Here is a 14,919-nt window from a genome sequence, read left to right on the forward strand (position 1 = left end):
CATAATATATTACCTTCGCCCGAATTTGTTCATGATGATTGCCTATCTAAGGTTTTTTCTCATGAATAAAGAAGTTGCTTACATATGAACACGTTATAATAGCTTATATATATTAATTGAAGTTTTAAGGAAGTGGATGAAATGATTAATGCAATCGTGTTATTTATTTTAGCTGGTTTAGCCGAAATCGGTGGAGGGTATTTAATCTGGCTAGCTTTAAGAGAAGGAAAACCTTTATCTTGGGGATTTTTGGGAGGAATTATTTTAGCCATATACGGAATTATAGCCACATTTCAAAGTTTCCCCTCTTTCGGCAGGGTCTACGCCGCATACGGTGGGGTGTTTATAGTTCTATCGATCCTGTGGGGATGGGGAATTGACCGAAAAGCACCTGATCTATATGACTGGGTTGGAGCAGCTATCTGTTTAATTGGTGCAGCGGTTATATTATTTGCTCCGCGTCATTAAAAACTTTAGGCAAAAAAGAGGAGATACTTCATATGCCAAATACACCAGAAGAGAAAAAGAAAGCTGACACTAAAAAAGGTATGGTAAATAACAATATAAAAGATTGGCTAAGTAGTATAGGTGATTCAATAGTAAGCGATATAATGCTCAATTTATTGATGTTCATCCCAAGAATGATCGGTAAATTGTTAAAAGTGATATTTTCATAAATTTTCTTTCATTAAAATCCAAAGTCGACACTTAAATAAGTAGTGTCGACTTTTCCTTCCTTAGGTTACAATAATAGGTAAATGTATTTTAAGGTTTCCAAAAGTTAAGTGATTATCCAGAGATAGGGGGCTTATATGAATAATTATCAATTAGTAAGCGACTACAAGTTCAATGAAACGTATAGAAAAAGTTTTAATGAACTGGCTAAATTGGTCTTTGGGATTGACTTTCAAGAGTGGTATGAAAAAGGATGCTGGAATGACAATTATATTTGTTATTCATTCGCTGATGGCGATCAAATTATCGCAAATGCTTCGATAAGCAAAATGACCCTAGTAGCTAATGACAAGGAATATCAAGCAATTCAAGTCGGCACTGTGATGACGCATCCAGATTATCGTCATCAAGGGTTATCAGGAAAACTGATAAACGTCATTATTGATCGATATGAAAAGGAGTATGATTTTATCTATTTGTTCGCCAATAATACAGTTCTAGATTTCTATCCTAAATTCGGTTTTAAAAGGGTAACAGAAAGCAGTTTTTCGCTACATATTTCAGATAGAAAAAGACATACAGTAAAAATGAATACGTTACGGCGCTTAGATACTAATAATGAAAATGATTTCAATTTGCTGAAGGGCTTTGCTGCTGAAAGTATACCTGTATCTTCAATATGGGGAGTAAAGAATAATGAACATTTACTAATGTTCTATTTTATCTTAGTATTTAATGATTCTATTTTTTACATCGAAGAGGAGGATGTAGTGGTTGTATTTAAGCAAGAAGGGACACATCTGCATCTCTTTGATCTAGTAAGCAAAAGAAGAGTAGAAATGACTAAAATTTTAGATTGTATTGTTACTACTGAAATAGAAAAAGTTCATTTCTATTTTACACCTGATTATGATGATCAAAACATGCAGATCGATTTTATAACAGATAAGGTAGATACATTGTTTGTAAGGCCTTTATTAAAAGTTCCGACAACACATTTTCTTTTTCCGTTAACCTCACATGCATAAAATGAATCAATTACATTTGAGTAAGGAAATTTCTATAGTATAGGAGACTGATAGATGCTCTCTAAAATTGATGAAGTGGTTTTAAATAATATAGCTTGGTGTCAAATTGTATGTAATACACATGGGATTGTTGGGGTTTCAAAAGAAAATATATGGGGACTACATTCTAAAGCTCCAAAGTTTTACCCTGAACTAATTACTTCCAATAAATGTGCAACGATTGAAGAAGTAAAGAGTTTTATTGAAGATGGAAAGGTATCAAGCATTAAAGACAGCTATGCAAATCTAGATTTAGCACTATTAGGGTTTGATGTTTTATTTGAGGCTGAATGGCTTGTTCATGCACCTGTTCTGGATTTTGATCCTATTCAAACAAATTGGAGAGTAGTAGATACTGAAAAGGATTTAAAAAAGTGGACTGCAGTAAGTGAATTAGAAAATATCATTAAATCTGAACTATTAAAGGAACACAATGTGAAGATCTATATTTGTGAGACCGAGGATGGGACTTTAGGATTTATCGCTAATTTAAGTACTGGAGTTGTTGGAATATCAAATGTATTTTCAATAGGTTATGAAGAGGAAAAACTATGGAAGGAAATCCCTAAAATCATATCAAAAGAATTTCCAAAACGATCATTGGTAGGATATGAACATGGTAGCAGTCTTAGAGTAGCCAAATTATCAGGATGGAAAGCAATAGGTCCTTTACGTGTTTGGATTAAATTAGATGAAAACCTTTAAAGGGGCAATTTTTTTGAAACAGGCTCTACTTGTAATTGATGCACAACAAGAGTTAATGGATGGTGGGTTGGAAAACCAAGGCGTTTTTGAGAAAGATAATGTAACCCATAATATCAATGTTGCTGTAGAGAAGGCATTAAAGAAAGCAGTGCAAATTGTTTTTATTAGAGATCGAGACGTTTCAAATGGAGAGGGTAGTGGATTTCAAATACACAAGGATATCCATGTCCCTTCTGACGCTGTAATCTTTGATAAGTTTGCAACAAACTCTTTTTACGGTACGCCATTACTTGATTTTTTAAAGGGGAAAAATATTAAACATCTTGTGATAATGGGATGTCAGACAGAATACTGTATAGACACTGCAGTTAGGACTGCAACCATTAATGGCTTCGATGTGACATTAGTTGGTGACGGACATTCCACAAAAGACTCGAAAATTTTATCTGCTGGGCAAATTATTCGTCATTACAATGCAACGTTACATGGGCATTATAATGTAGATCATTTTTCGATTGTTAGAAATGCTGATGAAGATTTGTTTGAACCAACTCATAATAATTATCGATAAGCAGTGACTACATTAATAATTGGAGGATTGTTGATGGAAATTAAAGTAGATGATCTGTCTGGTATAGAAGTGGCGAAATTAATAGGAGGACATCTTCAAAATATGGCATTACATTCTCCACCTGAAAGTATTCATGCTTTAGGTCTTGAGGAATTAAAGAAACCTGAGATTACGTTTTGGAGTGCGTGGGAAAAAGATGAACTAGTTGGATGTGGTGCACTGAAAGAGCTGGATTCTAGTCACGGAGAAATCAAATCTATGAAAACCTCTCCGAATCATTTAAGAAAAGGTATTGCCAAGCAAATCTTACAGCATATTATAGGAGAAGCTCAAAAGCGTGGTTACAGGCGATTAAGTTTGGAAACAGGGTCGATGGCTGCATTTGATTCGGCTAGACATCTATATGAAAAATTTGAATTTCACTATTGTGAGCCCTTTGCAGATTACAAGGAAGACCCTAATAGTGTCTTTATGACAAAAGAATTATAAGACATTTTAAATTAGCCGTTCTATAAAAATCGAGTGAATTTTTTACCCGATTTTTGTATATCCAAGTTTTTTTAGTCTTCAATTGTAAAAGGTTCAATACTCTTCTTTTCGTGCAAAGATAATACGATATTAGTAGATGGAGTACCGTATGGCATTGATGCATCGATAAATTGCTCTAAAGTCTCAACAGAATTTGTTGCTAATTTTACGATATAACTTATTTCTCCAGCAACACGGTAACATTCCAAAACATCTGGATGGCTATGACAAAATTTTGCTAATGCTTTACAATTTTTTGATTCGAACAAAATAATGGCACAAATCGGACGGTCTATTTTCTTCAAATTTAGATGAGCATGATAACCTTCAATTACTTGTTGTTCTTCCAACATCTAAAGAAAATGTTAGACATGTAAAAGATTTGATGGGATTTATTTAAAATTATGATATTGATTTGATCAACAATTTCAAAAACTTGGGTAGAAAAAACTAATTTCTGCCCAAGTTTTTATGATGGAAATTTTGTATCAATTATTTTAGCTTATAATTTATAACGATAGGCATTCCCCTTTGGTGCTCTTTTCTGAATTTTATCAAACCATATTTTATCTTTTTCTTCTTGCTTAAGGGTATGAGTAATTGTTTGAGCGCATTCCCTACAGATTTTTGAATGATTTGTTAGATGACCGCATTTTTCGCATGGTGCGCCAAGATTAGGGAAGAGGGATGGATTTAATTTCCCTGATTTTACCCATTTGAAAATTAAGTCAGAAGAAATGCCTGTTTTTTCGATTAATTGATCATTTGAAAACAGGCGATTGTTTTTTCTGAGTAGAAAGTGGATCACTTCTGAAAAGATATCTTCTTCTGTAACACCTAATTGCATTTGTTTATTTGCTATCATAAAAATATCTCCTTTAAGTAAAGATGTGATTATCCTTCTTTTATATTCTCTTTTTCAACTTTTTCCGTATAATATTTATAATCTTCCCAACGATTACGGGCTAATCGTTGATATTTATCTGAAACAGCACGGCCTGATATTAAATGGGAAAATCCTTTTTTAGCTTCCTCAATTTCACCAATGCGAAGACTTAATTCGGCATACAGAAATTGAATTCTTTCTTCTCCGTCCTTATTTGAAGCAAATGATTGGCTGTAAAAATCTCTCGCAGAACGAAGGTAATGGATTTCAGCTTTTTCTTCTCCTTTTAAACGGTAAAGCCATGCAATTTTAATCGCAACGTTGGCCATAACAAGTGGTTCTTCCATTGAAGCTTTAGCTACAAGATAAGCTAATTTAAAGCTGGCAATGGCATCATCCAATGTTCTTTCTTGGCAAATTTGCATTGGCTTTTGCAGTGGTTTAATATAGATTTCTCTCACAAATTCCATAAAAGGTCCATATGTGCGAACCATTGATTTATGGTAGGCGTATCCACAATAAGGACAAACTTCCACTTCATATAACATTGGATTTAATCCCTCGTAGATAGGCATAAAGTCTGTATCTTGATCTATGACTTTATAACGGTTTGGACGTACTTTATAGGTAGTAAATTTTTTTTTGCAACACTGACACTCTATTTTACTTTCATAATAATAGATATTAATTCCCATATAATACCTCTCCTTTTGGCATAGAAGTATGCATTTATTTTACAATATTTTTGATCCTAATAGGTGAAATGAACTTAATATAAATAGATATTTTATTCATTGAGTCAATTTTATAAAAGTTTTTCTAGCTAAAAATACGAATATTTTTCACCTGATTAGAATAAATAATAAGCTCTTAATCCCGCTACAGACGAATGCCTTCCGCAGGCACTGACTCATCTAGTTTGTTTTTCCACAGGTGTTGCCTTTTTCTCTCAACGATGAACAAAATTATTTTTAACAAACAAAAAATAGAAGTACTCTTTACAAATTTTACTTTACGCTATATATTCATATAACAGTATATTCAAATAATCAGATATTCAATTATTAAAAGATAAAGGAAGAAGGATCATTATGCTGAAAAAATTAAATTTTTCAGGAAGATACGCAGATTACTCCTTAAAGAGTTTTCAAAAAGATTTACTATCAGGTCTAATCGTTGCGGTCATTGCAATTCCATTAGGGATGGGTTTTGCAATTGCTTCAGGAGTAAAACCTGAGTATGGAATATATACAACTATCATTGCTGGAATTTTAATTTCACTTTTGGGTGGTTCAAAATTTCAAATTGGTGGTCCTACAGGAGCGTTTATACCAATTCTGTTTGGTATAGTCATTTCCTATGGTTATGAAGACTTATTACTAGCGGGATTTTTAGCTGGAATTTTGCTAATTTTAATGGGCGTTTTTAAGTTTGGAACCTTAATAAAATATATTCCAAGACCCGTAACAATTGGATTCACAACAGGAATAGCGGTAACTATTTTTGTTGGGCAAATTGCCAATTTTTTAGGACTTCAAAATGTCAAAAGCAAAGAATTTTTTATAGATAATTTGAAAGAAATTGCAGTTCACTTATACACAGTGAATAGTTATAGTATTTTAACTGCCTGCATTTGTATGTTTTTGATTTTATTCGTACCCAAAGTGCTCCCAAAAGTACCTGGGCCTTTAATAGGTATTGTTGTGTCTACAATTATTGCATCCATTTTCTACCCGACAGAAGTTGCAACAATCGGTTCTAAGTATGGGGAAATCCCAAACTCTTTACCTCAGTTTCAATTTCCTGATTTGACTTGGGAGAAAATAATCTATCTTTTAAAACCGGCTTTTGTAATTGCTATTCTCGGCAGTATCGAATCATTATTATCCGCAGTTGTGGCAGATGGTATGACAAATAGTAAACATAACAGTAATCGTGAGCTAATAGGACAAGGAGTAGCCAATATGGTGACACCACTTTTTGGAGGGATTCCTGCAACTGGTGCTATTGCAAGAACAGCAACAAATATTAAAACGGGCGCGGTATCACCTATTTCTGGTATTATTCATGGCCTTGTTGTTTTAATCATATTAATGCTTTTTGCCCCATACGCATCAAATATTCCACTTGCTAGTATGGCACCAGTTTTGATGATAGTTGCATGGAACATGAGTGAAAGAAAGGTATTTTACAATGTTTTAAAAACAAAAACAGGTGATTCGCTAGTTATAGCTGTTACGTTTATATTAACGGTGTTCATCAATTTAACAGTTGCAGTTGAATTCGGTCTTTTACTAGCAGTTATTTTATTTATAAAGAATATGAGTTATCATATGGTTACCAAAAAAGCTATACCGAATCGCTCTAGAAAACACGCGAAGGTTGAAGCGCAAAAGACAACTTCACAACACGGTTGCCCACAAATTAGTATTTTCAATATTGAAGGACCGCTATTCTTTGGTGCTGCCCAATCATTTGCAGAAGATATTATGAACTCTATTCACTACAAGCCGAAAGTATTGCTTTTAAGAATGAACAAAGTGCCTTTTATCGATGCAACGGGAAATTATTATTTAACGAGCATTGTGCAAGATTTCTCAAAACATGGAATCATCTTGGTATCTGGTTTAAAAGATGAACCTAAAGCGTTTTTCAAAAAAACGGGATTATATGATCTAATAGGCGAAAAACATTTCTTTGATCATACAGGGGAAGCAATTGATTATGCGCTATTACAATTAGACAAAAATAAATGTATGGGTTGTAAGAGATTTGTTTTTAATGAATGTAAAGCATTATCCTGTAAAGAAGATAATCAGAAGAGAGAAGTAAGATTACGCGTGGAAGAAATACAAGTAAAATAGAATTTTGTGTATTTTTAAAAAATCATCTAGAGAATACGTTTTATAGTAGGAAGTGAGGAATTACATTGAATAAAGGATTACATGAGTTTAAAGCAGATTTTTTTAAAGCACTTGCCCATCCATTAAGAATTCAAATTCTCGAAGTTTTATCAGAAGGTAATCGGAGTGTCAATGAAATTCAAACTCAGCTAGGCAGTGAAGGATCTGCCGTTTCTCAACAATTAACAGTTCTTAGGGCAAAAAATATTGTTTATGGAACAAAAGATGGAAATCGTGTCATTTACTCATTAAGAGATCCTATGATTATCGAATTGTTAGAAGTTGCTAAGCAAATTTTTAACAACCACCTTGTAGATGCTATTACACTCCTTGATCAGATGAAAGACGAATAGTTAGTCATTAACTTTGCAGCTTGCAGGTTTATATCTAGCAAGCTGCATTTATTTGTTTCGGAAACAATTTCATCATCCATTGTATTTATGAAATAGATTCATCTAGTAACCGTCTATATTCTTCATCTATTAAAGCTATATCCAATCGTTCAAATAACGGAGTAACATGATTGATGTGGGTTGGAATTACTGTTTGCTCTTTCCATTCATTCTTCTGTATCCCTAACATTTTCTTCATTTTTGTTGTTGAAAATGGCAAAAAGGGATGCAACAGTTGAGTTAAGTTCAAAATAATATAACAACATGTATATAATGTATTCTTTCCGTCAGTTGGGCTCTGTTTTACTTGATCCCATGGTTGTTGCTCGTCAAAATATTTGTTGGCATTGCGAATGTATTCAAAAACCGCCTCTAATGCATGTTTAAAATGACCCTCTTCAATTAGCTTCCCTACCTTTATATAAAGAAATTTAGTCTTATTTTGAATTTCAGGATGGATGAAACCAATTGGAATTTTAGCTTCAAATGAATTTTCAATAAATTTGAATGTTCTATTTACAAAGTTTCCATAAGCACCAAGTAATTCACTATTATGACTATAGATAAATTCTCTCCATGAGAAATCGGTATCACGATTTTCTGGAGCGTTGATTGTTAGAAAATAGCGTATGGAATCCGGATCATATTTTTCAATGATATAGGGTAACCAAACTGCCCAATTTTGACTTGTTGAAAGTTTACGTTTTTCTAAAGTTAGATACTCATTTGAAATAATATGTGTAGGCAATGCTGGATTACCAATACCCATTAATAGAGATGGCCAAATAACTGAGTGGAAAGGAATATTATCTTTTCCATGAATATAATAAGAAATTGTTTGATCATTCCACCAATTTTCAATGTCTTCTCCATGCTGGTTTGCCCACTCAAGGCTGGCTGTTAAGTAACCTGAAACGGCTTCAATCCACACATAAATTTTTTTGTCCTCAAAACCTTCAACAGGGACTGAGATGCCATTTGGTAAATCACGCGTAACTGCACGATCAGGTACACCTTCAGCTAGATAACGTTTTGTTAGTTGGATCGCATTATCACGCCATCGATGTTCACTTTCAGCCTGTTGAACAAAATCTTCTAAAGTATGTTGAAAACGACTAAACGCAAAATAAAAATGCTCGGTTTCTCGAATGATAGGTTCATTTCCGCAAATCTTACATTTTTTATCGATTAAATCGAGTGGATCGAGTATTGTAGAGCACTGATCACATTGATCTCCACGAGCGTTTGCACCGCAATTTGGGCAAATTCCCTCAACAAATCGATCTGGTAAAAACTGTTTGTCGTGTTCGCAATAGGCCTGTTCAATATTCTTTCTATATAAATAACCATTATGAAGTAATTGCTTGAATATTTTCTGCACAGACTGATGATGATGATCCGTATCAGTTCGGGTATAAAAATCATAAGTAAAACCAAGTTGTCTAAAGCTATCTTTAAACTCTTGATGATAATGATTGGCTATGGCTTCAGGAGTTGTATTTTCTTGATTGGCTCTAATCGAAATCGGTGTACCATTACAGTCACTACCCGAAACATAAAGAACTTTTTCTCCTTTTTGTCTATAATATCTAGCTAAAATATCACCAGGTAAAAGTGCTGCAATATGTCCCAAATGTAGAGAACCGTTTGCATAGGGCCAAGCGCCGCCAATAACTATGGTCATTTGAATTCCTCCTTAACTTTTTAAGCGTAGAAAGTTTTGCGGGAATCGTGTTGAGCTAGGATGGAATTTAGCAAAATAAAAAACGCCCTAATCGAATAAAGATTAGGACGAGTATAATCGTGTTACCACCTAGTTTTACAAATAGCTTACACTATTTGCCTCTATCAGTACGTCTATAAAAGAGATACTGCTTCCGTTATAACGAGTGCCATCTCGGTGTATTCTACTCAGCATGCTTTTCGATACACAGCTCAAAGGCCATTTTCAATCAGGTTCAAAATGCTTCATTTCCACCATCAGAAGCTCTCTATCATTATTCCCTCATTTACTTTCCCTTATCAACGCTTTTTTCTGAATTTACAGTTATTAGTATAATAAAAGAAATATCAATACGCAAATCTTTTAATGATAGTATTGTTACCCAAATTAGATTTTTTATTTACTAATATAATTGGCAAAGCTTCCAAAACAATAAATGTAAACGGTTTTGAAAGCATAATTTATCGTGTTCAGCAAATATTAAAGTCACAATGTTCTTTAGAAAGCAAAAAAGTTGTGGGGGTGATATTTTGAAACGAAACAATATAATAATTATGACTGTTTGCGTTTTAGTCATCTCCATTTTTTACGCAAGCTTCAGTAAGGCTGCGGACAAGGGAAGGTACTATTATGAGCAGACTGGACAGGTATTATGGGATATCCAAACAGAAGAAAAAGTAATCGCATTAACATTTGATGATGGTCCAGATCCAAGATATACACCTGAGATTTTAGACTTGTTGGCTAAATACGATGCTAAAGCAACTTTTTTTGTATTAGGTAAAAGTGCTGAAAAGTATCCTAAGATTATTGAAAGAGCATACGATGAAGGCCATGAACTTGCAAACCACACATATTCCCATCCGTTCAAAGCAAGAGGAAAGAAATTGGTAGATGAGTTAAATAAGACAAATGAAATTATTGAAGGTATTACGGGTTATTCTCCAGTTCTATTTCGACCTGTAGGCGGTATTTATACAGATGAGATGATTAACACCGCTCAAAAAAGTGGCTTTAAGGTAGTGATTTGGTCTTGGCATCTTGATACACAGGATTGGAAAAACCCAGGTGTTAGAAGAATTGTGAGGAAAGTATTAAATGGTACAACACCAGGCGATGTTATTCTGTTTCATGATGGAGGAGGTAATCGCACGCAAACCATAAAGTCTCTTGAGCAGATTTTGCCGATATTACAGAAAAAAGGATATAAATTTGTAACCATTTCTGAACTTATGGGAGACATGAATCCGAAAATTAAAAAATAATTACACTTAGAGTAAGGACAACAGATCAAAATGCTCCTTACTCTTTAGTTTTGTGAAAAACTTCAATAAAATACGGTGGTTTATTAAGATTAAAAAAGAATAAGCTAATTATTTGAAATTATCTCGAATTAATAATATTCTTGAATTGAAATACATAATTCTATTTAGGAGGTAATACAACCATGAAAGTTGTAGCAATTGTAGGGAGTATCCGTAAAGAATCATACAATCTAAAATTAGCAAAGTTTATACAAAAACATTATGCTAACAAATTTGACTTAGAAATTTTAAGTTTAATAGATATGCCAATGTACAACCAAGATATCGAAAACGATGCACCTCAAGTTGTTCTTGATTTTAAAGCAAAAGTTAAAGCTGCTGATGCTGTTCTTTGGGTAACACCAGAATACAATGCATCTATCCCAGGTGTTCTTGGAAATGCGATCGACTGGTTATCACGTGTTGATAAAGTCATGATTGGTAAACCATCTTGGATTATGGGGGCTTCAATGGGGAATCTTGGAACAGTAAAGGCACAAATGCATTTGCGTGATATCCTATTTGCATCTGGTCTTGGTTCTCCTGTACTACAAGGTAACGAAGTATATGTAGGTGCTGCTCATACTAAATTCGATGCTGAAGGCAACCTAACCGATGAAGGAACCGTAAAATTCTTAGATTCCGTCGTGGAAAACTTTATGAATTGGATGAAATTATATATTTAATAGTTCGAAAATCAAAAACAAGACTCCTGCATTTGCAGGGGCCTTTTTTAAATAAGCAAAAGTCTGCTACTAAGTACATAATTTGCTATGTACGCAAATACAATTTGAAAAGTCGCAAGTAAAAAGTTCAAATTCGCAAGAAAATAACCTGATATCGCAAGAAAAAGCTTCAAATTCGCAAGTATTATTTTTCAACGAATTAAAGAAAAGTGTGAAAAAGTATTTAGTTACTCCCTATAAAGGAAATTTGTTACAATAAAATAAATCCAATGTTTAGAATATAAAAGGGGAATAGCTAGATGAAAATTTCTTCACTCCAAGAATATTCGAAGGAACAAGTGATCAATTTCTTTATTCAACAATGGGGCACTACAGAAATGGTTATTTCATCAGGAGTATACGATTGTAGCAAATTAGATGGCTATGTTTTTCTTAATGATCAACGCAAGATTATTGGCCTCATCACTTATATTATTCGAGGAGAAGAATGCGAAATTGTTTCATTAGATAGCATCGAAGAGAATCATGGTATTGGGACAAAACTCGTTCAGGAGGTTGAAAAAACAGCTCTTGCAAAGAAATGTAAACAAGTTACTTTAATCACAACAAATGATAATTTACGCGCATTAAAGTTTTACCAAAAGAGAGGATATTTTTTAACAAAGGTTTACCCCAATGCAGTACAAATAGCGAGGAAATACAAACCGGAAATTCCATTTGTAGGAGATGGTGGAATTCCAATTAGAGATGAAATTGAGCTTCAAAAAGTTTTAGTTTGAATACTACATGAGGGAGAAGCGCTTATGGAAACTGAATGGTTAAGGACTTTTTTGGTTGCAGCTAAAACAGAGAACTTCGGGGAAGCAGCTGAAAAACGCTTTTTATCACAATCTACTGTCACTAAACATATTCACCATTTAGAAAAAGAACTAAAAACATCCTTATTTGAACGAAGTGGCAAAAAGGTACGGTTAAATATGGCGGGTGCTTATTTTTTTGTTAAAGCTGAAAAGTTAATTGAAATGCTTGATGATTCGCTAAAGAGTACCCAAGCTTTTTTGGATGGTTATACATCTAATTTAACAATTGGTGTAGCACCACAAATCGCCAACTCAATTTTACCGATGATCATCGAGCATTTTAATACCAATAAACCGCATATTCAGATATCACTTGAACTATTAAATTCAAATGAAATAGGAGAAGCTGTTTATCGTGGTGCTATTGATATCGGTCTATCGAAAATAATACCTATACGAGAATTACAAATTGAGGTAATTGCCGATGAAGCTATTCAATTAGTAAGCCCACCCTCTAAAAGTGAAGTAGAGCCAACTGAATTATTAAAAAATGAGACAATTTTAACCCATGAGTATGCACCATATTGGGAGGATATTCAACAGGTGCTTATAAGCAAATTCCCCTCACATAAAAGCATGAAAGTTAACCAAACTGAAGTTATCAAAAATTTTGTTAAGCAAGGGCTGGGTATTGCGTTTTTACCACAAAGTATTGTGCAAAAAGAGGGAGAAGAAGGAATACTTTGCATTCGTTCTTTAAACTTATTTCAACATATCATGTCGCAAACTTATTTTATTTCTAAATACATATCTAGTGATATCCAGGCTTTTCTAGAAAGTAGCAAAGCTATTTATTCTACATTAACAGGCAGTAAGACCTTCACTGATGGAAGTTATAAAGGCATTTCAAATTAACAGAAATGCCTTTTCTTTTGTCTATTTTACTGCAACAAAACGGATTCTCCAATAATCGGCAATCCAAGTATGTTCTTTATATAACTGAGGTTTTAAAATCTTCTCACATAATTGAACAACATTATTTTTTTGATCTTCAGACAAATGCTGAAAAATAGTAGTACTAAACATTTGAAGCCAATTTTTGATACCATCATCTCCAATGAGAGGAGTCGGACGTTCGTATAATGTCATCATTTTTACTTGAAAACCGGCACGTTGTAATAATTCTCTATACGCTTCTGCAGTTGGAAAGTACCATGGAAAATAATCTTCAATATACGTATAACCCAATTCATCCATACTTTGTTTAATCGCATTTACGATTGAAGAAATATTTCCTTTCCCACCCATCTCAGCAACAAAACGACCATTTGCTTTTAAAGCATTGTAAACATTTTGGACAACCATTTCAGGTTGTTTAATCCAGTGTAATGCAGCGTTGGAGAAAACGGCATCAAATTGATCATGTACATCAATTTGTGTCGCATCCCGTACAGAAAATTGTAATTGTGGATATTTTCTTTGTGCTTGATGAATCATTGTATCGGATGCATCGATACCATGCACAAAGGCTCCTTGATTTGCGATTTCACTAGCTAAATCTCCTGTACCACAGCCTAAATCTAATACAGTTTCCCCTTTTTGTGGTGCTAGTAATTCGACTAAACTCCCACCAAATTTTGAAACGAAATCATGCTTTTGATCATATAAAGCTGCATTCCATTCACTCATTTAATCATCTCCTTTAGATGAGCATAACAGAGAATTTAATAGAAGAGATATGATTGATAAAGTGTGTATTAATTCCAAATCAGAATATAGACTTAAGTTGTTTCATCCAAGTTCAGCCTAATTACTGAAGGTATGTATGATTATCTGCTTGTTATAATTTTTGGTAGTTATTCGAATGTTAAACATTTAAATAAGGGGATGAGGAAATGGAAAACAATTGGCCATATGAAATGAAAGTAGCGCAAATAAGGGTGGCACGTCCTACAGATCAACTAGATAAACTAGTAGAGTTCTATTGTAAGGGATTAGGGTTAAAAAAGATTGGATCATTTGAGGGACATCGGGGATATACAGGAGTAATGATTGGACTTCCTGGTTTTGACTATCATTTAGAATTTACCCAACATATTGAGGGTAGTCCTTGTAAAGCACCAACAAAGGATAATCTTCTAGTCTTCTATATGCCTAATCGTAAACAAATTGAACAAATCACTAATCGATTAAAAATTATGGGGTATGATTCAGTTGAGCCAGAGAATGGCTATTGGGGAGAAAAAGGCGTTACGATTGAAGACCCTGATGGATGGAGAATTGTCTTAATGAACACCGCTGGTATTGGTGATAAGTGATCGATCAATTTAACCTTGAGCAGTCGATTAATAAATGCTACGATAAAAGCAACTTAAATATTTGCAGGGGGACACGTTTGTGTTGAGAAGGTAAAACCTGACCCTTAGAACCTGACAGTTAACACTGGCGTAGGGAGCAAAGTACACAATATCAATTATGTACAGTAGCTCTCCAGTATTGGAGAGTTTTTTTGTATCCAACCAAATATTTATGTGCGGGGGGACACGTTCGTGTTGAGAAGGTAAAACCTGACCCTTAGAACCTGACAGTTAATACTGACGTAGGGAGCAACGAGTCAATATAAGTCTCTATGTTCCAACATAGAGACTTTTTTGCGTCTACGTCCACTAAAAGGAGGAC

17 protein-coding genes, 1 pseudogene, 2 riboswitches and 1 other annotated feature are annotated in these 14,919 nt (G+C 33.9%); of the genes and pseudogenes, 13 read left to right on the forward strand and 5 right to left on the reverse strand.

All coding sequences use genetic code 11. The features are described from left to right. Positions 1-141: 141 nt before the first annotated feature. The 6 genes from CEF14_RS15140 (at position 142) to CEF14_RS15160 (ending at position 3,507) form a co-directional block, all read left to right on the forward strand. Positions 142-468 (forward strand): YnfA family protein, encoded by a 327-nt coding sequence (locus tag CEF14_RS15140; RefSeq protein ID WP_102693596.1) that lies wholly within the window; start codon positions 142-144, stop codon positions 466-468. 32 nt (positions 469-500) lie between these two features. Beyond that, on the forward strand, positions 501-677 hold the full coding sequence (locus CEF14_RS19085) for a hypothetical protein (RefSeq protein ID WP_170061527.1): 177 nt from the start codon (positions 501-503) through the stop codon (positions 675-677). A gap of 135 nt (positions 678-812) precedes the next feature. Continuing rightward, entirely contained in the window at positions 813-1,703 is an 891-nt protein-coding gene (locus CEF14_RS15145) for a GNAT family N-acetyltransferase (protein ID WP_102693597.1), read from the forward strand. A 54-nt stretch (positions 1,704-1,757) separates the two neighbouring features. Further along, a complete protein-coding gene (locus CEF14_RS15150; protein WP_102693598.1) occupies positions 1,758-2,447 on the forward strand; it encodes a hypothetical protein in 690 nt (229 codons plus the stop codon). Between the two features lie 13 nt (positions 2,448-2,460). Continuing rightward, a complete protein-coding gene (locus CEF14_RS15155; protein ID WP_102694426.1) occupies positions 2,461-3,018 on the forward strand; it encodes a cysteine hydrolase family protein in 558 nt (185 codons plus the stop codon). Between the two features lie 33 nt (positions 3,019-3,051). Then, on the forward strand, positions 3,052-3,507 hold the full coding sequence (locus CEF14_RS15160; protein WP_102693599.1) for a GNAT family N-acetyltransferase: 456 nt from the start codon (positions 3,052-3,054) through the stop codon (positions 3,505-3,507). Positions 3,508-3,578: 71 nt separating this feature from the next. On the opposite strand, the pseudogene CEF14_RS15165 reads toward CEF14_RS15160, so the two are convergent. The 3 genes and pseudogenes from CEF14_RS15165 to CEF14_RS15175 form a co-directional block, all read right to left on the reverse strand. After that, positions 3,579-3,896, reverse strand: a pseudogene (locus tag CEF14_RS15165) (Lrp/AsnC family transcriptional regulator); the annotation flags it as partial. Positions 3,897-4,048: 152 nt separating this feature from the next. Then, positions 4,049-4,411, reverse strand: a complete 363-nt coding sequence (locus tag CEF14_RS15170) for a hypothetical protein (protein ID WP_245890179.1) — start codon at positions 4,409-4,411, stop codon at positions 4,049-4,051. 29 nt (positions 4,412-4,440) lie between these two features. Then, positions 4,441-5,127, reverse strand: a complete 687-nt coding sequence (locus CEF14_RS15175; RefSeq protein ID WP_102693601.1) for a DUF2225 domain-containing protein — start codon at positions 5,125-5,127, stop codon at positions 4,441-4,443. 396 nt (positions 5,128-5,523) lie between these two features. Here CEF14_RS15175 and CEF14_RS15180 point away from each other — a divergent pair, with 396 nt between their 5' ends. Both CEF14_RS15180 and CEF14_RS15185 read left to right on the forward strand, forming a co-directional pair. Then, positions 5,524-7,296 carry a SulP family inorganic anion transporter gene (locus tag CEF14_RS15180; RefSeq protein WP_102693602.1) on the forward strand — a complete coding sequence of 591 codons (1,773 nt, stop codon included), beginning with the start codon at positions 5,524-5,526 and terminating at the stop codon, positions 7,294-7,296. Between the two features lie 65 nt (positions 7,297-7,361). Next, on the forward strand, positions 7,362-7,688 hold the full coding sequence (locus CEF14_RS15185) for an ArsR/SmtB family transcription factor (protein ID WP_102693603.1): 327 nt from the start codon (positions 7,362-7,364) through the stop codon (positions 7,686-7,688). A gap of 85 nt (positions 7,689-7,773) precedes the next feature. Here CEF14_RS15185 and metG read toward each other — a convergent pair whose 3' ends face one another. Continuing rightward, complete coding sequence (gene metG, locus CEF14_RS15190) at positions 7,774-9,411, reverse strand: methionine--tRNA ligase (RefSeq protein WP_102693604.1); 1,638 nt, start codon at positions 9,409-9,411, stop codon at positions 7,774-7,776. 100 nt (positions 9,412-9,511) lie between these two features. Then, positions 9,512-9,762: a binding site (T-box leader), on the reverse strand. Positions 9,763-9,980: 218 nt separating this feature from the next. Between metG and CEF14_RS15195 the strand changes: the two genes are divergently transcribed. The 4 genes from CEF14_RS15195 to CEF14_RS15210 all read left to right on the forward strand — a co-directional run bounded on the left by CEF14_RS15195 (position 9,981) and on the right by CEF14_RS15210 (position 13,155). Next, complete coding sequence (locus CEF14_RS15195) at positions 9,981-10,715, forward strand: polysaccharide deacetylase family protein (RefSeq protein ID WP_407690457.1); 735 nt, start codon at positions 9,981-9,983, stop codon at positions 10,713-10,715. Positions 10,716-10,897: 182 nt separating this feature from the next. Next, positions 10,898-11,440 (forward strand): NADPH-dependent FMN reductase, encoded by a 543-nt coding sequence (locus CEF14_RS15200; RefSeq protein WP_102693605.1) that lies wholly within the window; start codon positions 10,898-10,900, stop codon positions 11,438-11,440. A 299-nt stretch (positions 11,441-11,739) separates the two neighbouring features. Next, the gene (locus tag CEF14_RS15205) at positions 11,740-12,219 is read left to right on the forward strand and encodes a GNAT family N-acetyltransferase (protein WP_102693606.1); all 480 of its coding nucleotides are present in this window, start codon (positions 11,740-11,742) and stop codon (positions 12,217-12,219) included. 24 nt (positions 12,220-12,243) lie between these two features. After that, entirely contained in the window at positions 12,244-13,155 is a 912-nt protein-coding gene (locus CEF14_RS15210) for a LysR family transcriptional regulator (protein ID WP_102693607.1), read from the forward strand. A 21-nt stretch (positions 13,156-13,176) separates the two neighbouring features. Here the strand turns inward: CEF14_RS15210 and CEF14_RS15215 are convergent, their stop codons facing one another. Then, positions 13,177-13,929, reverse strand: coding sequence for a class I SAM-dependent methyltransferase (locus CEF14_RS15215; protein ID WP_102693608.1), 753 nt, complete (start codon positions 13,927-13,929; stop codon positions 13,177-13,179). Positions 13,930-14,135: 206 nt separating this feature from the next. On the opposite strand from CEF14_RS15215, the gene CEF14_RS15220 reads away from it, so the two are divergent. Next, complete coding sequence (locus tag CEF14_RS15220) at positions 14,136-14,558, forward strand: VOC family protein (RefSeq protein WP_211284625.1); 423 nt, start codon at positions 14,136-14,138, stop codon at positions 14,556-14,558. Between the two features lie 55 nt (positions 14,559-14,613). Next, a riboswitch (TPP riboswitch) is annotated at positions 14,614-14,711 on the forward strand. Positions 14,712-14,765: 54 nt separating this feature from the next. Next, positions 14,766-14,863, forward strand: a riboswitch (TPP riboswitch). Positions 14,864-14,919: the final 56 nt, after the last annotated feature.

Origin of the sequence: Rummeliibacillus pycnus, from assembly GCF_002884495.1 — a bacterium.
Taxonomy (GTDB): Bacteria; Bacillota; Bacilli; order Bacillales_A; family Planococcaceae; genus Rummeliibacillus; species Rummeliibacillus pycnus.